General features: G+C 44.8%; 17 protein-coding genes. 8 read left to right on the forward strand and 9 right to left on the reverse strand.

The genetic code is table 11. The features are described 5' to 3' along the window. Window positions 1–181, forward strand: a 181-nt coding sequence (locus NIES1031_RS25250) for a hypothetical protein (protein WP_218596920.1), incomplete at its 5' end; no start/stop codon positions are given. Here NIES1031_RS25250 and NIES1031_RS21565 read toward each other — a convergent pair. Genes NIES1031_RS21565 through NIES1031_RS21575 form a run of 3 tightly spaced genes read right to left on the reverse strand, consistent with a single transcriptional unit; the run spans window position 151 to window position 5,118 of the window. After that, complete coding sequence (locus NIES1031_RS21565; protein ID WP_073551502.1) at window positions 151–2,814, reverse strand: family 10 glycosylhydrolase; 2,664 nt, start codon at window positions 2,812–2,814, stop codon at window positions 151–153. The genes NIES1031_RS25250 and NIES1031_RS21565 overlap by 31 nt on opposite strands. Further along, on the reverse strand, window positions 2,814–4,139 hold the full coding sequence (locus tag NIES1031_RS21570) for a TIGR03279 family radical SAM protein (protein ID WP_073551503.1): 1,326 nt from the start codon (window positions 4,137–4,139) through the stop codon (window positions 2,814–2,816). The genes NIES1031_RS21565 and NIES1031_RS21570 overlap by 1 nt, the downstream gene beginning before the upstream one ends. A 19-nt stretch (window positions 4,140–4,158) precedes the next feature. Then, window positions 4,159–5,118 carry an undecaprenyl-diphosphate phosphatase gene (locus NIES1031_RS21575; RefSeq protein WP_073551504.1) on the reverse strand — a complete coding sequence of 320 codons (960 nt, stop codon included), beginning with the start codon at window positions 5,116–5,118 and terminating at the stop codon, window positions 4,159–4,161. A gap of 273 nt (window positions 5,119–5,391) precedes the next feature. Between NIES1031_RS21575 and NIES1031_RS21580 the strand changes: the two genes are divergently transcribed. The 3 genes from NIES1031_RS21580 (at window position 5,392) to nadB (ending at window position 8,703) form a co-directional block, all read left to right on the forward strand. After that, the gene (locus NIES1031_RS21580) at window positions 5,392–6,114 is read left to right on the forward strand and encodes a DUF3120 domain-containing protein (RefSeq protein WP_073551505.1); all 723 of its coding nucleotides are present in this window, start codon (window positions 5,392–5,394) and stop codon (window positions 6,112–6,114) included. A gap of 350 nt (window positions 6,115–6,464) precedes the next feature. Beyond that, window positions 6,465–6,902: a photosystem II complex extrinsic protein PsbU gene (gene psbU, locus NIES1031_RS21585; RefSeq protein ID WP_218596921.1), complete on the forward strand. Its 438-nt coding sequence runs from the start codon at window positions 6,465–6,467 to the stop codon at window positions 6,900–6,902. Between the two features lie 121 nt (window positions 6,903–7,023). Then, window positions 7,024–8,703: an L-aspartate oxidase gene (gene nadB / locus NIES1031_RS21590; protein ID WP_073551507.1), complete on the forward strand. Its 1,680-nt coding sequence runs from the start codon at window positions 7,024–7,026 to the stop codon at window positions 8,701–8,703. An 18-nt stretch (window positions 8,704–8,721) separates the two neighbouring features. Here nadB and NIES1031_RS21595 read toward each other — a convergent pair whose 3' ends face one another. From NIES1031_RS21595 to btpA, 4 genes are all read right to left on the reverse strand, one after another. Next, window positions 8,722–8,979 carry a hypothetical protein gene (locus NIES1031_RS21595; RefSeq protein WP_073551508.1) on the reverse strand — a complete coding sequence of 86 codons (258 nt, stop codon included), beginning with the start codon at window positions 8,977–8,979 and terminating at the stop codon, window positions 8,722–8,724. Window positions 8,980–9,341: 362 nt separating this feature from the next. Beyond that, window positions 9,342–11,543: a CHASE2 domain-containing protein gene (locus NIES1031_RS21600; protein ID WP_073551509.1), complete on the reverse strand. Its 2,202-nt coding sequence runs from the start codon at window positions 11,541–11,543 to the stop codon at window positions 9,342–9,344. Between the two features lie 157 nt (window positions 11,544–11,700). Next, complete coding sequence (locus NIES1031_RS21605) at window positions 11,701–12,660, reverse strand: vitamin K epoxide reductase family protein (RefSeq protein ID WP_073551510.1); 960 nt, start codon at window positions 12,658–12,660, stop codon at window positions 11,701–11,703. Window positions 12,661–12,765: 105 nt separating this feature from the next. Beyond that, complete coding sequence (gene btpA / locus NIES1031_RS21610; protein ID WP_073551511.1) at window positions 12,766–13,629, reverse strand: photosystem I biogenesis protein BtpA; 864 nt, start codon at window positions 13,627–13,629, stop codon at window positions 12,766–12,768. 434 nt (window positions 13,630–14,063) lie between these two features. Here btpA and rimO point away from each other — a divergent pair, with 434 nt between their 5' ends. Together rimO and NIES1031_RS21620 are read left to right on the forward strand one after the other, a co-directional pair. After that, entirely contained in the window at window positions 14,064–15,383 is a 1,320-nt protein-coding gene (gene rimO / locus NIES1031_RS21615; protein ID WP_073551512.1) for a 30S ribosomal protein S12 methylthiotransferase RimO, read from the forward strand. A gap of 50 nt (window positions 15,384–15,433) precedes the next feature. Continuing rightward, window positions 15,434–16,828, forward strand: a complete 1,395-nt coding sequence (locus tag NIES1031_RS21620; protein ID WP_073551513.1) for a DEAD/DEAH box helicase — start codon at window positions 15,434–15,436, stop codon at window positions 16,826–16,828. Between the two features lie 3 nt (window positions 16,829–16,831). On the opposite strand, the gene NIES1031_RS21625 is transcribed toward NIES1031_RS21620, so the two are convergent. After that, the gene (locus NIES1031_RS21625) at window positions 16,832–17,344 is read right to left on the reverse strand and encodes a methyltransferase family protein (RefSeq protein ID WP_073551514.1); all 513 of its coding nucleotides are present in this window, start codon (window positions 17,342–17,344) and stop codon (window positions 16,832–16,834) included. A 50-nt stretch (window positions 17,345–17,394) separates the two neighbouring features. After that, a complete protein-coding gene (locus NIES1031_RS21630) occupies window positions 17,395–18,342 on the reverse strand; it encodes an aldo/keto reductase (RefSeq protein WP_073551515.1) in 948 nt (315 codons plus the stop codon). Between the two features lie 180 nt (window positions 18,343–18,522). Here NIES1031_RS21630 and NIES1031_RS21635 point away from each other — a divergent pair, with 180 nt between their 5' ends. Continuing rightward, window positions 18,523–19,968 carry a BCD family MFS transporter gene (locus NIES1031_RS21635; protein WP_073551516.1) on the forward strand — a complete coding sequence of 482 codons (1,446 nt, stop codon included), beginning with the start codon at window positions 18,523–18,525 and terminating at the stop codon, window positions 19,966–19,968. Next, window positions 19,965–20,777 (forward strand): inositol monophosphatase family protein, encoded by an 813-nt coding sequence (locus tag NIES1031_RS21640; protein ID WP_073551517.1) that lies wholly within the window; start codon window positions 19,965–19,967, stop codon window positions 20,775–20,777. Before NIES1031_RS21635 ends, NIES1031_RS21640 begins: the two co-directional genes overlap by 4 nt. Window positions 20,778–21,106: the final 329 nt, after the last annotated feature.

The following is a 21,106-nucleotide window of genomic DNA, read 5'->3' on the forward strand; positions in this document are numbered from 1 at the left end:
AAAAGCCAGCACCCCTTTCATTGTCATTTTTCTATTATCAATGAATCAGCCCTGGGAGATGCAAGGGGGCGAAAAAGCTTGGTGCGACAATTTCTCAAATTCCCCCACAGTGGAGAATTTAAAGGGCATTCGCCAAAATCTCCTACACACCTATTCCTTATTCGCAACAGGTGCAGCATAGCGTTTAAGGACAACTGTTTCACCGTAGCTAAGAAGTCTTTCGATTGTCGCCAGACGATTTTCCCAGACTTTAGCTTGATAAGGATTTTCGAGAGCGTAGGGTCGCATCCAACTTCTGAATTGTAACTGGAAATGAGTTAATGCGGCTCTAGCAATGCTTAAGCGATGTAATGAAGGATCTGCGGCGAGTTGCTTTAAAGCATTTTCTAAATCGGTCACTTGAATGTTAAACAAAGAAAGCGAGCGCCCGCGTAATCGCAGCTGGTTATTTGCTGCGAGAAAGTTCCATTCTTGCTGCAAGCTATTGTAACGGGCTGCGGCGGTGTGGAACGGTTGGCGATAGGGTACTGGGGCTTGAAGATCACCTTGTGTCCGCTTAAATAGCGTTTGTAACTCATCACTTAGATTTTCAACGGCAAATAGCGAGTATCCACTTACTGGAAGATCTCTAGCAAGTTGAATTTGATCGACTGCGGCTGGTACTGGTAAATCAAGTAAGCGAATTCCTGGTAAGACAAGCGTCGAACCTAACTTATTTGATGTAATCCACGGTTGTGCGAGACGCCCAAAGCGATACGTATCCAACGCATAAGTCATTGGAACAATCACATCAACATCACCGCGACTTGCCCACACTTCCCAATGCTGTTGTAATTTTTGAATGCGCTCGTGTTCGGAAAGCGGAAACACCGCCGCCGATAAAATAATCTGAGGATGCTTGCGCCGCAAGTATTGCGAGACTTCAGCAACAAAACTATCAACTTGCTGCGTGCGAAATTGCGTCCACTTTTGCCATAAATCCGGTTGACGGGGTGAAATCTGGAGCGGATCAGCCCCAGTCAATTGCTGAAACTTTTGCCGTGCAACTTTACCATAACCATAAGTGCGTTCTGCCCCAGGATCTTGGAAGGGATAGCGAATGTAATCGAGTTGCAACCCATCGACTTGATAGCGGCTGACAATTTCTTCAAAAAGTCGTAATAAGTATTGTCGTACTTCCGGATTTGCGGGGTCTAAAAATGGCTTTCCTTGACCAGGAGGAAAAATATTCCCGCGATTATCGTAACTTGCCCAGTCAGGATTAGCGGCAATTAATGGTCCTGGATACTCTACTGGCAGATTAATGATTGTATTATGGCGTTGATTTCCTGCCGCAAACACCCACACCCAAGCGTGTAACTCCATATCACGCGCTTTGGCTAACTTGACTGCACTCGCAAGCGGGTCCCATCCTTGAATTAATGGATTTTGTTGAGGTGCAACCGTACTTGGGTAAATCGGATACCCTGCATTGACTGTTTCAAAAAAGACGGTATTGATGCCTGCGGCAGCTAATTGGTCAAAAATCTTTGCAAGTCCTTGTTCTGAACCTGCACGGACAATACTGCCGCGATCTAGCCACATTGCGCGAATTTCGGGTTGGGCGAGTGGGTGCTCGCTTGGATAATTTTGCCACAACATTTGCTGTGCTTTAAGCCATTGATTCCGCGCAGCGACATAGTCGCCTTGTTTCACCAGTTGTGGTAGGATTTTGGCGATCGCTTTTGCGTCGGCTAGTGCTGTTGCTGCGGCTTCAGATTCAACCCTAGTATTAGCTTTAGTACTGTTTCTCGCATTTGCGGCTAACTGCGCACTTTCAAACCTACCAATTAAATTTTGCAGTTCTTGTTGAAGTGCGATCGCTTCTATACTTGAGATGGGATTGTTTGAGTTGGGTGCTGTTGGTAATCCTCTAGGGGCAATGCGCTCGATGGCTTCTTCTTCACGATTGGCAGGTGGTGGCGCGATCGCTACGCGGGTTGGTGTAGCTGGCTTTGATGGTGAAGATACAGCAACTGCACTACCATTACAATTTTTTGGCGTTGTCGTTGGCGCATCTGATAAGGGAACATAGCGGCTGACTGCTGCGCGTAGCCAAGCACTATCCATTGCAACTGGTGCAGCATTATCAGTTCCCCACTGCCAACCTAGCACCGTCGAACGTTCGGTTGTCACAACGGCTGGAGGTGTATCCTTTGATTGCCAAATCGCCGCCGGTTTACTTGTCAAATTTGCGGGAATGACAACTCCACCGCGAATTGTCCCTGCAAGCCCTGGTTGGCGTACCCAGCTTTGCGTATTAATCCTTAATGGTTGCACTTGCGAAGGTTGATTCATCTCAAAACCCCAGTACGCGCCTAGTAGCGATCGCAGTAGTTGCCGTACGCCTGGTTGGCTTGTATTCCCCACAGGACCACTTGCAATCACCTTCCCGCCTCGGCTAATCCATTCTTCTAAGGCAATTGCTTGTGTTGGAGACAAAGTTGCAATATTAGGTAAAAATACCACAGGGGGATTACTGAAATCTGTTGCGTTCCTCACATTTTCTAGGTTTATAACACAATATGCAACTTTTGCTGCTTGCAATCGCTCGGTTATCCCCTGCCATTGCGTCGCATTTTCCTGGCTTCTCACCACTCCTAACACGCTTTTCTCTTGGGCTATTGCGGGTTTTTGTCCTACCAGGGGAGATACGGACGACACAAGGTAAGATGTCAGCGGTAGTAGGCAAAATAATTTGATGCGGATGTTTTTTAGACAATTATTAGCCCGTGGTGATGACTGTGAGGCTGTGAAAGATAGCTTTATAGACATTAGTGCGTACACATTTCGATGAGTTCTTCTACCCCCCGAATCGGTACTACGGGTGTTTTCAGTTTACTAGCTAATTCCGCAATCGTCATGTCATCTAAAAAACACGTATCCCCCTGTTTTAACATCATCGCAGGTAGTAATATTTTTTCGCCTAAATCTTTTCCCTGCAATCCTTGTAGTAAATCTTGTCCGGTAAGTAAACCAGTGACTGTGATGCTTTGTCCCCAATAATTGCTACATAAAGCAACCATATTTACCTGTAAATTTATGACTTGATTGAGTCGCTGTAAGATCGGTTGAAAAGCATGTTCAACAGCATTACCTACAACCCAAGTTACTTTTCTTGGGAAAGTCATTTTTGCTGGCAAATGTTGGGCGGCGATCGCAAACTGTTTCAAGAAAGCGCGGATCGAACCAACACCATTATCAATTTGAGGATAATCTTCGTAGTGCGACTCCGGCGGAAGTTCTTCTTGAGCGATTAAAAACCACTCATCGGCTAACCACGCAAATGTTGAACCAAATGAAGTGCGAAACTTCTCTTGCAGTGATCGCACAAGTGCGATCACTTCTTGCGCCTTGGCTCGATCTACAGAAATCAGTTCATCTTCTGCGGGGCGAAACCGCGTTAACCCCACAGGAACAACCGCAACAGAAGCAACAGCGGGTGTTTCTCCGTGATGAAAACGAGCTAAATCGAGTAGCGTTCGTTCGAGATGAATGCCATCATTAATTCCTGGACAGACGACAACTTGAGCGTGAATTTGTAACCGTCGTTGTTGAAACCACTCGATGTGCTGTAAAATTTGCCCTGCACGCGGATTTTTTAAGAGTCGAACTCGGACTTCTGGTTCAGTCGCATGAACAGAAACATAGAGAGGCGATAAACGTAACTGTTCAATACGTTCCCATTCTTTTGGCGGCAGATTTGTCAACGTTAAATACGAGCCGTATAAAAAGCTTAAACGGTAATCATCGTCTTTGAGATACAGACTTTGCCGTTTACCAGGCGGCTGCTGATCGATAAAGCAAAACGGACAGCGGTTATTACACTGAATCAGATTATCAAATAACGCCGTTTCAAACTCTAACCCCAAGTCTTCATCGTAGTCTTTTTCGATTTCAATTTGATGACTTTTGCCAGCAGCATCGAGAACTTCGAGTTCTAGCACTTCATCCGCACATAAAAATTGATAGTCAATTAAGTCACGCGGACGATTACCATTAATTGTGACAATCGCATCGCCTGGTTCAAAGCCAATTTCTGCGGCGATCGATTCAGGAAGAACTTTGGTAATTTTAGCAGGGCGAATAGCGTGACTCATAGACGAAGAAAGCAGGCTACTATGTGTTTTGTAGTAGTCCAGTGCTAATTGCAGTTAAGATTGCTATTCCAAATGCTAACCTATACACGACAAAAACCCAGGTGTTATGCGTTTGCAAAAACCGTAACAACCAGGCGATCGCCGCATAAGAAAACACCGCAGCAGAAATAATCCCAGCAATCAGCGGTAAAACTCCCGTATTGCCTAATCCTATCTCAATTGCACCTTTCAGTTCTACTAAGCCTGCTAAGGTAATTGCGGGAATACCTAATAAAAAAGAAAATCGAGCAGCAGGGGCGCGATCTAATCCGGTAAACAGTGCGGCTGTTAACGTTGAACCTGAACGCGAAACTCCAGGAATTAATGCCAACGCTTGAGCTAAACCTACTACAATACTGTCTTGCAGCTTAAGGCTATCTAAACCACGTTTGCGTCTTCCTACTTGTTCAGCAAGCCCCAGTAATAAAGATAGTCCAATCGATGTAAAGGCAATGACTTGCAAACTCCGCATAGGCGAGTTGTCGAAATCTGGAATTAAAAACTTGATGAGTAATCCAAAGAAAATGATCGGAATTGAGCCTAAAATAATTCCCAAGCCAAGGCGGAAGTCATAGGAACTATAGTTTTTAGTTGCGATCGCTTTAAATATTCCTGTCGTAATTTGCTTTAAGTCGCTCCAAAAATACCACAGTACTGCCCCAATGCTACCCAATTGAATAACTGCGGTATACGCAACGCCAGGATCGCCCCACCCTAAAACGACTGGTACAACTTTAAGATGTGCGGTACTACTGATTGGCAAGAACTCGGTTAACCCTTGTACCATACCGAGAACAATGCCTTGAAATATATCTATCTGAGGTACTGCAACTATCTCTGGATTCGGTTGGCTGAAAACTTGGCTTGGTAAAGTAGCAACTGCAAACGCAGCGATACCTGTGCTTGCGAGTTTAAACCAGCGCGGTAGGGATAATGCCATATTCCTGTTTCTATACCAATGTCTCGTACAGCATAGCGGCAAATATCGATCTGAGCTAGATCGAGCTAGTTGTCTTTAAGAAATTCTTACTTTAGCTGGATGCCTTCTCTTAAAGAGAGTAACTCACCTGATAACGTCACGAGCTAATCGCTCATCGCTCATCGCTAATTACTTTAATTTCAATTTAGATTATGATAAATATGCCCCCTAGGGGGATTAATGCTACGATAAACTTTAATAAGATTAAGTTAAGTAAAGAATCATAACAAATCATTGGTTAATCATACATTGTCCTCATATTCAGCTTCGCCCCCAGTTCCTACTGGAGAAAATGCGATTGTTCCCTTACCCGCAATTGGTTCGCGCCAAGCTTGGTTATTTTTTGCTGCGGCAGTTTTTTTAGTAACCGTACCAGTATTTATTGAAGCACCCCTTGTGCGATCGCTACCGAGTTTGAGTTTAGCGTTAACTGGTGGCTGGATGGCGCTTAGTTTATTTTTGATGTCACGCCCAGCAACGCATCATTGGGGCGATCTTTTATTCGGATTTAGCTGGAGTTGGTTAGCTGGTTCGTTGTATTGGGGTTGGCTGCGTTGGGAACCATTGTTGCATTTACCCGTAGAAGCGATCGCGCTACCATTTGCACTTTTTTGTATCTGGCGTAATTGGGGGCTAATAGGTAGCTGTTTTTACCTTGGTTCTTTATTTGGAACTGTAGTTACAGATATATACTTTTACTTAGTTGATTTAATTCCGCATTGGCGACAGTTAATGCAAGTCGAGCCAGCACTCGCCGCACCCATATTACAGAATGCTTTGGCGCAAGTTCATACATCGTGGGGACAACTGTGGGCGATTGTCTTAGCAAGTGTGCTACTCACAGTTGGAGTTTTACCTTTACGTAAGTTACAACTGCATTTATGGGCGTTTGGTGGTGCAGTCTTAAGTACAATCTTGGTAGATCTATTATTTTGGATAGCTGCATTAGCTGCGTGAAACTGAAGAAAGGCGAAGACGAAGAGGTAGAAGGTTTTGATATTCTAGAAGCTCCATGTGTCTTCATACTTTGAAGCTTCTAACTCATTTAAGACAATATATATCCCTAGAAATCGCTTTAACAATACTGTCTCAAAAGCCTACTCTCCTGCTTTATTTATGAGAACTCCATAAAAGCCTTCTGTTTTCTGAACTCTAATCCATCTTTCTGTTTCATGTTTGAGATTCAATTACCAAAATTTGCTTATCAATGCTATAAGTGATAGCTTCGGGATCAATAAAGCTATATATTAGTTTCAGAAAGCCTGCTGTGTGTTGATTTCAGATTGATGGAAAGAGGTAGAGAAATCGTGAAACGATTGATGCGTGTATTGGCAATTTTGTTTTTCGTCGTAGGGTGTCTGGGATGGCTTGGCGTACCGCAACAAGCAGTTGCGGCAAATTTGAGCAATGTCAGCCTGCATTCAGCAATTTTGGGGGTTGAGGTAGAATCAGCACCGCGAAACCGTGCTGATGACAAACTAGCTACGGACTTTGGTAAAAAAATTGATTTGAACAATACCAATGTAAGAGCATTTCAACGGTATCCAGGAATGTATCCTAATCTAGCCAAGAAAATCATCAAGAATGCTCCCTACGAAAATGTTGAGGATGTGTTAAATATTGAAGGATTGAGTGATCGCCAGAAAGAACTGTTACAAGCGAATCTGGACAAATTTACGGTAACTGAACCCGAAGCAGCTTTTGTCGAGGGCGATGATCGCGTTAACAATGGAATCTATCGATAACAGCTAAAACACATTTATCTGAACAACCCACTCCCAACGGAGTGGGCTATTTTTATATAAACAGGGTTGTACTTTAGCTAATTGCTCTCTAAATTACTTTCAAAGTTAAAATTTTATTGCCTTGTCTCAAATTAATCTTCAAACTCAATTTGATGTCATTGTCGTTGGTGCTGGTGCTGCGGGACTGTACACCACGCTATGTTTGCCAGAAAATCTGCAAGTTGGCTTAATTACCAAAGATACGGTATCGCTGTCGGCGAGTGATTGGGCGCAGGGGGGAATTGCGGCGGCAATCGCGCCGGATGATTCGCCACTACTTCACATTGAAGATACTCTGCACGCAGGTGCAGGGTTATGCGATCGCACCGCTGTAGAATTCATGGCAAAAATGGCACCGAGTTGCATCCAATCGCTCGTCAAACTGGGAGTTGCATTCGATCGCCGCGATCGCGAACTAGCTTTAACATTAGAAGCCGCGCATTCTCGCCGTCGCGTACTTCATGCTGCGGATACGACGGGTAGAGAAGTGACAACAACTCTCACGGCTCAAGTTCTACAACGCCAAAACATCCAAGTTATCCAGCAAGCTTATGCCTTAAATTTGTGGCTCGACGCGCAGCAACGCTGTCAAGGAATTTGCTTACTTTATCAAGATTGTATTACTTGGGTAAAAGCCAAAGCCGTTGTTCTCGCTACAGGCGGTGGGGGACAAGTTTTTGCGCAAACCACAAATCCGGCGATTAGTACCGGAGATGGAGTGGCGATCGCTTGGCGGGCGGGTGCTTTACTGCGAGACTTAGAATTTGTGCAATTTCATCCTACGGCTTTAACAAAAGCTGGCGCGCCACGCTTTTTGATTAGCGAAGCTGTACGCGGAGAAGGCGCGCACTTAATTGATGATCAAGGACACCGCTTTGCGTTTGACTACCATCCTGCGGGAGAATTAGCACCTAGAGATGTGGTAAGTCGTGCAATTTTCAATCACTTACAGCGTACTGCATCTGATCCGGCAACGGCTCATGTTTGGTTAGATTTACGTCCAATCCCAAAAGAGACTATTCTGCATCGTTTTCCTAATATTATTCAAGTGTGCCAGCGCTGGGGAATTGATCTATTTTCTGAACCCGTTCCGGTAGCTCCTGCGGCGCATTATTGGATGGGTGGAATCGTTACAGATTTACATAACCACACTTCGATTCCTGGATTGTATGCAGTTGGTGAAACTGCAAGTACCGGAGTACATGGCGCAAATCGTTTAGCGAGTAATTCTCTGCTAGAGTGTATTGTTTTTGGCGCGCAGATGGCGCATTTAAATGAGGAATTAGTTCCTTTGAGCAAGGATGATAGCTACATTCTGTCGAGTATTGATATTCCATTGTCTGAAGATGATTGGTTAACTCAACAACAAAAATTAACAACGTGGCGTCAGGAATTACCGCGTTTAGTATGGCAAGGTGCAGGAATTTGTCGTGAAGCAAGTAAATTAGAAGGGGCGATCGCGCAGATTGTCGCTTGGCAAGACGAACTTGCAGCTTTACCTTTGAGTCAGTTTGTACTTCATTTACCCCCAGCACAGACAGTTACCGTCGATTCACCTCTTGCTGAACAACAGTTGCGCTTATGGGGAGAAACGCGGAACTTACTTGATGTCGCTTATCTTATTCTCAAAAGTGCGTCTTTTCGTACCGAAAGCCGTGGGGGGCACTATCGTATAGATTACGCTCAAACCGACCCTAATTGGCAAGTTCACACGTTGGTACAACAGCATCAGTGGTGGCAATCTGAAAGAGTGGAAGAGTAAATTTTACTTCTTTGACAGCTACCTAGTACCAGAACCTTGAGTACTTTTAGGCGCACCTTTTCGCGGCGGAATAAAACGAGAAGTTGAATTTGTGTTGACATTCGTCGCTGGCGATTCCAAATCAGCAGCTAAGACAATCGTCACATCAGCAATACTATATTCAGGAGCATTTGTGTTAAAAAAAATACTTATTAGCTTCTGTGTTTCTATGAAGTTAAACAGTTGTACCCCGACAACAAAAGTGACAATAGTTGTAAGTTTGAAATAAATTGCCATAGATGCTGCTGGAGCGCTATATATTTCAGTATTTCATATTCCTTTGTTTTTTACGTACATTTACGTAACACACATAGTTAATTTACACAAGCTTAGAAAAGCCTGGCGTGTCATCAGTAAATTCACTAGAAGACACTCATAGCAGGAGTTATACCATTTCACTGTAAATTTGCTACAAATGGGTAGCACAGGTGCAGGGGAACCAGTTGCGTGCGGAGGTGTCCTCCGTTGAGGCGCAGGCTCCTGAAGCTGGCTATTTGTAGTAGTAACTTCAGAAATGGTATTAGATGCACAAGGCGGGTATAGTCTAGTGTGCGCAGGCACACTTTGATTGCATAGCCGCGACTTCAGTCGCAGGACTTCTAGTGCAAAGGAACAGCCTCAGCAAACTGGTAGCAATTCTTACCAATTCGCTTAGCTTGGTACATTGCCAAATCAGCTTGTTTTACTATCGTTTCTTGGACTGTGCCATTGTTCGGATAAATGCTAATGCCGATGCTGGCAGTAATAGATATGGTGTGTCCGTTAAGATGGAATTCTTGTGACAGCATTGTTAAAATTTTTTCCGCAACAGTAGCAGCATCATCTGCTTTGGCGATTCCTGGAAGAATAACCGTAAATTCGTCACCGCCAAGTCGAGACACAATGTCGCTACCACGCAAACAAAGTGTTAATCGTTGTGCAACTGTCACCAGTAGGCGATCGCCGCTATCGTGTCCGAGAGTATCATTAACTTGCTTGAATCCATCCAAGTCGATAAACAACAACGCTAGTGATAATTTATTATTTTCTGCCCAGGCAAGCGACTGATTGAGGTGGTCGTAAAATAACTTGCGGTTGGGTAAACCTGTGAGTGAGTCGTGATAAGCAAGATAACGCAAACGGTCTTGCGAATGTTGTAATTCAGTGTTTGAGCGCAAAAGTTCAGCAGCGGTGCGCTTGAGTTCCTCTTCAATTCGCTTACGTTCTGTAATGTCGCGCATCACTCCCACTAAAAATAAATTACCCGCCGCGTCTTTGTGCAGTGATTTTTTAGTCGCAACAAGATGCGTAATGCCTCTAGAATCCGTTACTTCTTCTTCGTTTTCAATCGCATTGCCACTGACGAAAACAATATCATCCTGTTGCCAAGAAATATCGGCTTGATGTTGCGGGAGAAATTGATAGTCTGACTTTTCGAGTAACTCCTCCAGTGGATAGCCAATAAATTGACAAAATGCGTCGTTTAAAACGATCCACTGATGCTGTTGGTTTTTGACAAAAACAGGATCGGGAATTGTATTAATCACTTCCTGCAAAAATTCTTTTGATCGCTGTAGCCCTTCTTGTTGATAGGCGATGTGGCTGGCGATCGCTACCGCACAGCCAGCAATACCCAAGAGTGGCGGAACAACAGGTAGCCACCAACCAGCAGTAAAAGCGATGTATGTACTACCAACAACTAGCGCAGTGGCGATCACAAGACTTACAATCAACTGAGTTGGTTTACGCAAACGCCAACTCAGCGACGCACCAACAAAAGTCCATGCAAATATCCACAAACTTTCAGTCAATTTTGACCAAACTTGAATCACTGGACGTCCAATAAGTGCCGCATCGATGATTTGGCTGATAAAATTAGCATGAAGTTCTACACCCGCGATTGGTTGTGCTGCTGGTGTGAGGAAACTGCTGCTGTAAGGAGTGAAGAAAAAGTCTTTGAGACTAGGTGCAGTAGAACCGATCAAAACGATGCGATCGCGAAACCATTCGGCTGGTACTTTATTCGTTAAGACATCTGTAAGCGATACCATGCGAAAGCTTGCTTGCGGGTGGCGAAAATTAGAGATGATCTGATAACCACCATCATCAGCGTGCGCGTAACCACCGTCATTGCGCTTGAAGCATGGAAACACACTTTTTCCAAGTCGTAGATAGTTGGGATTTTGTGATGGTTGAGGAGCAATTCCTTGCGATGCCAAATAGCTTAAAGCGAGTTTGAGCGCAAAACTTTCATGCGTTTTATCGTCTGCCGTCCAATAGAGTAAACTACGGCGTACTTTCCCATCAGCATCTAAAATCACATTATTAAACCCTACGCGATCTTGTTGATTCAAAATCGGTGGGGGTAACACTGCTGGACTAAACTGATCTTCGAGTTTTTCAATACCAATTAAGTTGGGAAGCGATTTGTAGGTTTGTTGCAGTTGTTCGTGTCCAGGTTCTACGGGTAAATCTCGGTAAAGATCTAACCCAATAACGCGGGGTTGGTAACGGTGTAATTGCTGCAATAGCTGCGCAATAATGGTGTCTGGTAACGGCCACTTTCCGATAGATTGCAGATCAGCTTCTTCAATGGCAACGATCGCAATTCGTTCGTCTGTAGGTTCAGGTGGGCGTATACGAAAAAATTGATCGAGGGCTGCCCATTCTAAAGATTGGATAACCCCAAAGTAACGTAATAATAAGATACAACTAGTAACACTGAGCGCAGTTAGCCATACTCGCCGACGATTGCGTGTGCGTAATTGTTCTCTAAATAATCGTTTTTTCGTTCCTTTACTACCGTCTCCAATTATACCCATGCTTGACGATACCCAACCTTCCCTACTGCTAGATTGCCCAAGCAAGGTTAGGAATTATTCAATAGCAACAATTTTTGTAGAAATCAAAGGTCAGAGGTCAGTTAACAGTGAAGAGAGTGTGGGAAAACTTTGTCAACTGTCAACTGATCCCTGACTCTTACGAGGGAGAGTACTGAAAATTGCGTGGACCTGTGTAGCCAGAAAGTTCTGCTAACTCTTCTAAAGACCTTAAACCAGGATACAACTGACCCTTGATTTCCCAGGTTGGGAAGCTTTGAATACCTGCGGCTTGACAAAGATCGGGACGCGCGTTTTGACCATCCGCAGCACACTCGATGTGATTAATTTCGGCGTAGGCTTGTTGTCCAAACAACTGCTTTTGTTCGTGGCAATGCGGACACCACCAAGCGACAAATTCTCTCGCACCAATTTGATTTAAGTGACGTGCTAAAGCTATTTCAGCTTCTCCAGAAGTCGTTGTAATTTGCCAACCCACACCAGGCGTTGGCGCTGTTGTTGGGCTTAAACTTGTACTGGTTTGTCCTGGTGTTGTTGCGGTTGGTTGATTGACTCTCGCGTAGATACCGAGAGTTCCAATGAGGGTAATCATACCGACAACGATCGCTATAAAGAAAATTTGCCCGATATCGTCCCACGCCCGACCAATAATCGTGAGGACTAAAAGGCTAACTGAGAAAATTGCTGAGGCAATACAGTAAATACAAGTCGCTTGAATTTGCGAAAAGAGCAAATACATCAAGTAACCACTGAAGACGGTCATGGCGATCGCACCAGCCAACAGTAGCAACCAGGTCCAATTTTCTACTTGCGAACGCAGTTCTTTTTTGCGTCCTGGGTTGATTGCCAAAGGTGCCAAAGCAAACGCGCTCATGCTGGCGTAAGCTAAGAAACCAAACAAAGCTAACGGTAAGCCGAACACTGTGGCATAAGGGCTAGAAAGAACGAGATCGCAGTTTCCCGCAGGACAAGCCGTGGAACTTTGGGTAAATTTTACGATCGTTAAGTATGCGGTAGTCAGTGCGCCTAGCAACGCGATCGCTGCGATTAGCGGACGTGACCATCGATGTATCCAAGGAGTAGATCGTCGGCGACTCATGGCTAGTGACTAGTGGCTAATGGCAATATGTCAATACTTAAGACTTTTTTATTGCCTAAGTTTTATTTTGACAAGTTCAAGGTAGCATTCTATGGCAAACGATGACTAACTCCGCACCCCCGATTCTTGATCTTTGATCCCCATCGGATCGCCCACCTTTAACGTTTGTAGTTTACTACTGCGTGCAGCTTCGACAAATTGGCTAACGCGAATCGGATCGATTGTTTGCTCGCGGCGACCGTGCCGTTTCAGGGATGAGGAGACGATCACACCGTCTGCGGCTTGCATTAATGTCGAAATATTTTCCCAGTTCGCACCGCTGCCAATCAGAACTGGCGTATCATAAGCTGCTGCTTTGGCAAGTTCTAAATCTTGTAAATCGGGTGGGCTACCTGTTGCCCACCCTGACAAAATGACGGCATCGGCTAAACCCCGCTCGATCGTATCTTGTACAGCCACAGTAAGATTTGGCGAACTCAACGGTCGTGCGTGTTTGACAAGCACATCCGCAAAAATTCGGACATCGCTGCCAATTTCGCGACGATAGCGCAATAGTTGGTGCGCTTGCCCTTCGATTAATCCTTGATCTGTTGCCATCACGCCCGTGAGAACGTTGACGCGAATGAATTGGGCTTTAACAACCGTGGCGATCGCTAAGGCGCTATGCGCGTCGTTCCGCAGGACATTCACGCCAAGCGGAATTGTAACTAACTGCATTAGCCGCTGAATGACTACGGTCATCGCACTGACTACTGCTGGATCTACTTGATTTTTCGTAAATGGCGCGTCAAAAAAATTTTCAACGATAATACCATCAACGCCGCCACTCGCCAGCGCTGTTGCCTCTTGTTCGGCACGGTCAATCACGGCTTTAAGGTTATTACCCCAACCTGGTGCGGTGGGCAACGGTAGTAAATGAACTACGCCGATAATTGGGTTGGGAGTTTTAAATAGCTGCTTTAAGTCCACTTTTTCTCCACTACAGACGCTTCAGCTTCAGCGCGGTTAAAATAAGCAACTTAAATCGTACACGCAGCGATGACATAATTTATCCTTTGCTGGAGTTAGCAGCACAGTATTCATAAGATATGTTAAGATATAAACTAGGTGAAACGGAGTTTGCCACTCTAACATCAAGCTAGGTAACAAACATTATTGTTCCTACGATGAAAACACTGCATCGGGCAAGAAGGGTAGCTTAATACCAGTTTAACAATTGGTATTTCTCTAAGTTTAAAGTTAAGAAATTTAAACGAAATCTCTTTTTATCCTCTAAGCCCAGCAATGAAAACGGCATCAATATCCATTGTTAGCGCTGGTGGAGTAAGCTGACGACCTGTGTTTGTAAAGCAGTAAAATCCGCTGGCGATAATTTCGACTGCAAAACACAAGCGACTTACTGTATGGGTGATAAGCCAACAATTGCGATTTCTCATTTGGGCTGCGAGAAAAACCGAATCGATACGGAACACATGCTAGGGCTTTTAGTTCAAGCTGGCTATGGTGTAGATACAAATGAAGAACTAGCAGATTATGTCATCGTTAATACCTGTAGCTTTATTCAAGCGGCGCGGGAAGAATCTGTACGAACTTTGGTAGAACTAGCAGACGCGGGAAAAAAGATTGTAATCGCGGGGTGTATGGCGCAACACTTTCAGCAGGAACTCTTAGAAGAGTTACCCGAAGCAGTAGCAGTGGTAGGAACAGGAGACTATCACAAAATTGTTAATGTAATTCATCGGGTTGAAGCAGGAGAACGCGTTCAAGAAGTAACTGCTGAACCAACGTATATTGCGGATGAGACGACACCACGCTATCGGACAACGACAGAGGGTGTTGCGTATCTGCGCGTTGCGGAAGGATGTGATTATCGCTGTGCGTTTTGCATTATTCCACATCTGCGAGGAAATCAGCGATCGCGCTCGATTGAATCGATTGTGGTAGAAGCCGAACAACTTGCAGCGCAAGGCGTGCAGGAAATTATCTTAATTTCGCAGATTACGACAAATTACGGTGTCGATCTTTATGGAGAACCGCGATTAGCCGAACTGCTGCAAGCATTAGGGAAAGTTGGTATTCCCTGGATTCGGATGCACTATGCCTATCCTACAGGACTGACACCAAAAGTCATTGAGGCAATTCAAGCAACGCCGAATGTTTTACCTTATTTAGATTTACCATTACAGCACTCACACCCAGAAATTCTGCGCGCGATGAATCGTCCTTGGCAAGGGCGCGTCAACGACGGAATTATCGAACATATCAAGCAAGCAATTCCGCAGGCGGTGCTACGAACAACCTTTATCGTTGGATTTCCTGGAGAGAGGGAAGAACACTTTGAGCATCTACTACAATTTGTTCAGCGTCATGAATTCGACCATGTAGGAGTATTTACATTTTCTCCAGAGGAAGGAACTCCAGCCTACAGCCTGCCAAATCAGTTATCGCAAGAAGTCATGGAAACCCGACGCGACGCGGTAATGGAAATTCAGCAGCCGATTTCGTTGCGTAAGAATCAGCAAGAAGTCGGCAAAGTTGTGGAAGTGCTGATCGAGCAAGAAAATCCAGAAACTGGAGACCTTGTGGGACGTTCTGCCCGATTTTCTCCGGAAGTTGATGGTTTAGTTTATGTTCAGGGTGCAGCGCGGCTAGGTTCTCTGGTACCAGTCAAGATTACCGATGCCGATATTTACGACCTTTATGGTCATGTCGTTAACAACTAGTTAATGGCGCGTTGATTGCAAGTGAAACACAGTACATATTAGGAGATTAGATGAATTTTTCCTTTGAAAGCTTGGGTCTTTCAGAAGCACGTATTCAACATTTAGAAAAAATTGGATTTACAGCAGCGACAAATATTCAAGCGCAAGCAATTCCTCACTTACTTGCAGGGCGCGATGTTGTCGGACAATCGCAAACTGGTACCGGAAAAACAGCCGCATTTTCATTGCCAATTTTAGAGCGCATCGACCCAAATCAAAGATCGGTGCAAGCTTTAATTTTGACACCCACACGCGAGTTAGCGGTACAGGTAAAAGAAGCGATTTCTAGCTTTATCGGCGAGCAAAATATCCGTGTAGTAGCAATTTATGGCGGACAATCGATTGACCGACAAATGCTACAACTCAAGCGTGGCGTGCAAATTGTTGTTGGTACGCCAGGGCGGGTGATTGATTTGATTGATCGCGGTAGCTTGCAGCTAAATCAAATTAATTGGATGGTATTAGACGAAGCCGATGAAATGCTCAGCATGGGCTTTATTGATGATGTAGAGAAAATTTTACAGACTGCACCGAGCGAACGGCAAACAGCTTTATTCTCTGCCACAATGCCACCGTCGATTCGTCAATTAGTGACAAAGTTTTTGCGATCGCCCGTAACAGTGACAGTCGAACAGCCAAAAGCAGCACCAACACGCATCAATCAAGTTGCGTACTTAGTTCCCCGCCATTGGACAAAAGCACGCGCCTTACAACCGATTTTGGCGCTGGAAGATCCTGAATCTGCTTTAATCTTTGTGCGCACTCGAAAAACGGCGGCTGAACTTACAAATCAACTACAAGCAGCAGGTTACAGCGTAGACGAATATCACGGCGATTTAACGCAGCAAGCACGCGAAAGACTGTTAATGCGTTTTCGGAACAAGCAAGTACGCTGGGTGATTGCGACTGATATCGCGGCGCGTGGCTTAGATGTCGAAGATTTGACGCACGTCATCAACTATGACTTACCTGATAGTGTCGAAACTTATGTCCACCGCATCGGGCGAACTGGGCGTGCAGGTAAAGAAGGAACCGCGATTTCGTTGGTACAACCGTTTGAACGACGCAAACAGCAATTGATTGAGCGTCACGTTCGTCAAAGTTGGAAAGTCATTTCTATTCCAACGCGAGCGCAGATTGAAGCACGTCATTTAGAAAAACTGCAAGGTCAAGTACAAGAGGTTCTATCAGGAGAACGTTTAGCTTCGTTCTTACCCATTGTGCGCGATTTAAGCAACGAATACGACGTCCACGCGATCGCTGCTGCTGCATTACAGATGGCGTATGATTCAACTCGTCCCGCTTGGATGCAGTCAGAAGCCGCAACAATCGAACCCGATAAACCATCGACACCGAAACCGATTTTGCGTTCAGCGCGATCGCAGTCTGTATCGAAAAATAGCTAAATTCTAATAAATTCCAGGAATTAGCTTTTTAACGCGTTGACAATAGTCTGGATAATCTGGATACTTCTGGGTTAGCCAGGCTTCTTCTTTTCTAGCCTTAGCATCAAAAAAAGCAAATAAAATTACGCTTCCTACTAAGTGCGACAAACTGAGCGCGAATACAGTCCAACTCAGTGCAGCTAAGATGACACCACTGTAGAGTGGATGGCGCACGATATGATAAACGCCAGTTTGCACTAATTGTCCTTCGTTTTTAGGGTATGGCAGCGGAGTCAGATTACTACCTAGATCCCTTAAGCCTTTAAGAAGAAAAATAGTAGCAACTAATCCTAATCCAAAGGCTACAGCCCATACGAAGTATATTAAATTACTAGATTTGTTAATTATGGCAGGTTGGTAAACAGGTAACCCCAAGAAGCTCAATATCAAAAAAACTTGGGCAAGTACCCAATATTCGCCTCGTTGGTTGTTACGCCATCCTACACGCGTGAAGCCCCAATCAGTTAAAAGTTTCATCGTTAGAGAGTTTATAGGGAAAGCAGTCGTCTTTCCCTATGCTACTCGGCTCATCGCCAAGAACGACTTGCTAAATCTAGTTGTGTGAATTCATCTTCACTTAGTTTCCAGCCTAAAGCACCAGCATTTTGTTTGACTTGTGCGGCTGTTTTTGCACCAGCAATGGGGATAACATTACCTTGAGCGATTAACCAGTTGAGTGCGACTTGCGCAGGCGTGCGATCGCGTTTTGCCCCGATTTCTCGCAGTAAAGATAACAACGGTTCTATTTTCCGCAAACCATCATTGCTAAAACGGGGATCAATTCGCCGCGCACCAGTAGGAGTTTCAGAATTGTCGGCTGAGTATTTACCTGTTAGTAAGCCCTGTGCTAATGGGCTATACGCTAAAATTGTCACGCCCAATTCGCGTGCTGTATCGAGGATACCATTCGTTTCAATTTGCCGCGTAATTAGCGAGTAACGGACTTGATTCACTGCTAAACGTACGCCGCGCTTAGCTAATAAATTATGGGCTTCGCGCATTTGTTCGGCGGAATAGTTGCTGACACCGATCGCCTCAATTCTGCCGCGTTGCACTTCATCGGCTAAGGTGTTCATCAAGGTTTCTTGACTGAGCAAGAAGGTAAAAGGCCAATGTACTTGATAGAGTGTGACTTTGGTTAATTGCAGGCGTTTTAAACTATCGGTTAACGCATCCGATACAGATTGACCTGTAAATCGCCAAGGAAAAGGACCAAATTTAGTTGCAATCTGGACGGGTTGCGTTGTCTGCTGCATGAACTGTGCTAAAAATTCTTCAGACTGCCCAAATCCGTAAATTTCGGCAGTATCAAAGAACGTGGTTCCTGCTTCTACAGCAGCGTTGAATGCTTCGCGTAGTTGATTTGCATCGTAGTCGCTACCGTAACTCCAGAACAGTTTGTCGCCCCAAGCCCACGTACCAATACACAAAGGTGTAACTGCAGGACCATCTTGTCCTAATCTAATTGTTTCCACTTATGACTACCACTTCTTTACACTTCTTTATATTCTTCTAGTGTATCGTTGTGGATTGGGTAGGTACGACCAGTCAAAATGATAATTTCAGTCGCGTTTTGCGTAAGGTTTGTATTTGAAAATGAAGTAGTGATGCGATCACTTTTGAGCATCTAAAATCTAATTCCGGTTTAAGTCATTATGGTAAACAAGGCTTCGTTGAAGCAGATTTCTCCTAAAATTAATCTTCTAACAATGTTCCGACTGGGCTTATTTCAGATGGGATTAGGCATTATGTCGATCCTGACGCTGGGAGTACTCAACCGGATCATGATCAAAGAATTAGCGATTCCCGCAACTTTGGTAGCAGGGACAATTGCCATGCATCAGTTTGTTGCACCTGCAAGATTATGGTTTGGTCAGTTGTCGGATGCAAAAACGATTGGTGGAACGCACCGTACTGGTTATGTGTGGATTGGCGCAGCGTTATTTGCGATCGCGTCTTTTTTAGCCGTACAAGTAACATGGCTGTTAGGAAACAGCGTTCACTCGCAAGGTTGGACATTGACAACTTACAGCTTGATTGCACTGCTAGGAGGCATTTTTGCGCTGTACGGGTTAGCACTGAGTTCGAGTTCGACTCCTTTCGCCGCATTGCTTGTAGACGTTTCGGATGAAGACAATCGCTCTAAACTTGTTGGTATTGTATGGTCAATGTTGATGGTAGGGATCGTGATTGGCGCGATCGTCAGTGGAAGATTACTTCCTGCGCCTACAACTTGCCAAGACGCAGTTGTGAACTCAATCTATAGCAATCCGCAAAGTCTAGCGTTGCTCCAAAATTCGATTAACCGCTTGTTTATTCTGCTACCTGCGGTTGTGTTTGGATTGGCAGTGTTCTCAACTTTTGGTGTAGAAAAGAAATATTCGCGTTACACATCGCGTTCGATGATCGCCAACCGCGAAGACAAAATTACGCTTTCTCAGGCATTAAAAGTATTAACCGCTAGCCGTCAAACAGGTTTGTTTTTCACGTTCTTGCTCGTCATGACGGTTAGCTTATTTATGCAAGAAGCGGTGATGGAACCTTATGGCGGTGAAGTCTTTGCGATGTGTGTTTCAGAAACGACGCGGTTAAACGCGTTTTGGGGAACGGGAACGCTTTTAGGCATTAGCAGTACAGGGTTTTTGATTGTACCGCGTATTGGCAAGCAAAAAACTGCGCTCTTAGGCTGTTTGACAGTTGCGTTCTCGTTATCATTAGTTGTACTATCGGGTTTTAGTGCGAATCCACAGATGTTGCAAGGAGCTTTATTATTATTTGGTTTAGCTTCTGGCGTCACAACCACAGGCGCAATTAGTTTGATGCTCGACTTAACCGCAGCAGAAACCGCAGGAACTTTTATCGGTGCGTGGGGATTAGCACAAGCGATCGCACGGGCGGTAGCAACTGTTACGGGTGGTGCAGTCCTCGATATTGGCAGACAAATATTTAGCGATCGCGTCCTGGCTTACGGCTTAGTATTTACAGTGCAAGCATTTGGAATGCTTTTGGCAATTTGGTTTCTCAACCGCGTTGATGTGGCAGAATTTCGTTCAAACGCTAAAAACGCGATCGCTTCGATACTGGAGAATGAATTAGATTGAATACAGATTTTTGGACATCAATTCTTGACTTTGCGCAAACGACAACCCAACAGGTTGGAACGCAACTTCTCAAAGATTTTGGACACGTACAAGCGTCACAAAAAGCCGATGGCAGTTTGGTGACACAATCAGATAAATGGGCAGATCAAGCTTTACGCGAGGCGATCGCAACTCATTTCCCCGAACACGGGATTTTAAGTGAAGAGGGCGATCAAACTTTTCCTGGTAGCGAGTGGTGTTGGGTTATCGATCCTCTCGATGGTACGACGAATTTTACCAGAGGAATTCCACTATGGGCAATTTCGTTAGGTCTACTCTACCAAGGAACTCCTGTTTTTGGCTGCATTTATCTACCACCACTTAATCAAGTTTTTCATGGCTTTTTTCCAGGAGAATCTCAACTAAAAATGCCGTCTGGGGCTTTTTTAAATCATAGTCCGATCCACAGCAGTAACGATGCTCCTGGTTCTAACCACTTTTTTAGCTTATGCGCGCGCAGTACTTCAGTAATTCAACCAGGTTTCCCTTGTAAAATTCGGATGCTCGGCGTGGCTAGCTATAATTTCCTTACCGTCGCCGCCGGAACGACGCTAGGTGCAGTTGAAGCAACGCCTAAAGTGTGGGATCTTGCTGGGGCTTGGGTTATCGTTAAAGCGGCTGGTGGCGCTTGGGTATCACTGCATTCGCAACCTTTGTTTCCGCTACTACCTGGTAAAGATTATGGCGATCGCTCTTTTCCCACTTTAGTTGTCAGCCATGCGGAATTAGTGCCAGTTTTTCGACCTTATATGCAGAAGATTGCACAATGAAGTTTTGAATGAATCGTATTGATAATTTATATAGCTATAGTCAACAGAGTTACGCTATTATATAACGATCCTAAATCATTCGTGAGACTCTCTCTTTTCTCTGCGTTACGCCAGTTGCTATAACGGGGAGTACCCCCGAGGGCGCATTGTCTCCTCTGTGTCTGGAATGGTAGCCTACGGCATGCCGCTCTGCGTCTACGTCCCCAAAAAAATCTGACAACTCAAATAGGATTGCTATAGAAGCTTGTATTGACTTCTCTAAGGAGAGGTTACACCTGACCCCTGCCATACACTCGGCGCAACAGTAAATATCTACTTTTGAGTTGAAA

The organism is Chroogloeocystis siderophila 5.2 s.c.1 (genome assembly GCF_001904655.1).
Taxonomy (GTDB): Bacteria; Cyanobacteriota; Cyanobacteriia; order Cyanobacteriales; family Chroococcidiopsidaceae; genus Chroogloeocystis; species Chroogloeocystis siderophila.

Excerpts from the sequence above, each read along its gene's own strand:
- NIES1031_RS21595 (WP_073551508.1), bottom strand. The coding sequence starts at position 8,979 with ATGGCAATTTATTTCAAACTTACAACTATTGTCACTTTTGTTGTCGGG.
- NIES1031_RS21620 (WP_073551513.1), top strand. The coding sequence starts at position 15,434 with ATGAATTTTTCCTTTGAAAGCTTGGGTCTTTCAGAAGCACGTATTCAA.
- NIES1031_RS21605 (WP_073551510.1), bottom strand. The coding sequence starts at position 12,660 with ATGAGTCGCCGACGATCTACTCCTTGGATACATCGATGGTCACGTCCG.
- NIES1031_RS21565 (WP_073551502.1), bottom strand. The coding sequence starts at position 2,814 with ATGTCTATAAAGCTATCTTTCACAGCCTCACAGTCATCACCACGGGCT.
- NIES1031_RS21635 (WP_073551516.1), top strand. The coding sequence starts at position 18,523 with ATGGTAAACAAGGCTTCGTTGAAGCAGATTTCTCCTAAAATTAATCTT.
- NIES1031_RS21625 (WP_073551514.1), bottom strand. The coding sequence starts at position 17,344 with ATGAAACTTTTAACTGATTGGGGCTTCACGCGTGTAGGATGGCGTAAC.
- NIES1031_RS21575 (WP_073551504.1), bottom strand. The coding sequence starts at position 5,118 with ATGGCATTATCCCTACCGCGCTGGTTTAAACTCGCAAGCACAGGTATC.
- NIES1031_RS21570 (WP_073551503.1), bottom strand. The coding sequence starts at position 4,139 with ATGAGTCACGCTATTCGCCCTGCTAAAATTACCAAAGTTCTTCCTGAA.
- rimO (WP_073551512.1), top strand. The coding sequence starts at position 14,064 with ATGGGTGATAAGCCAACAATTGCGATTTCTCATTTGGGCTGCGAGAAA.
- NIES1031_RS21600 (WP_073551509.1), bottom strand. The coding sequence starts at position 11,543 with ATGGGTATAATTGGAGACGGTAGTAAAGGAACGAAAAAACGATTATTT.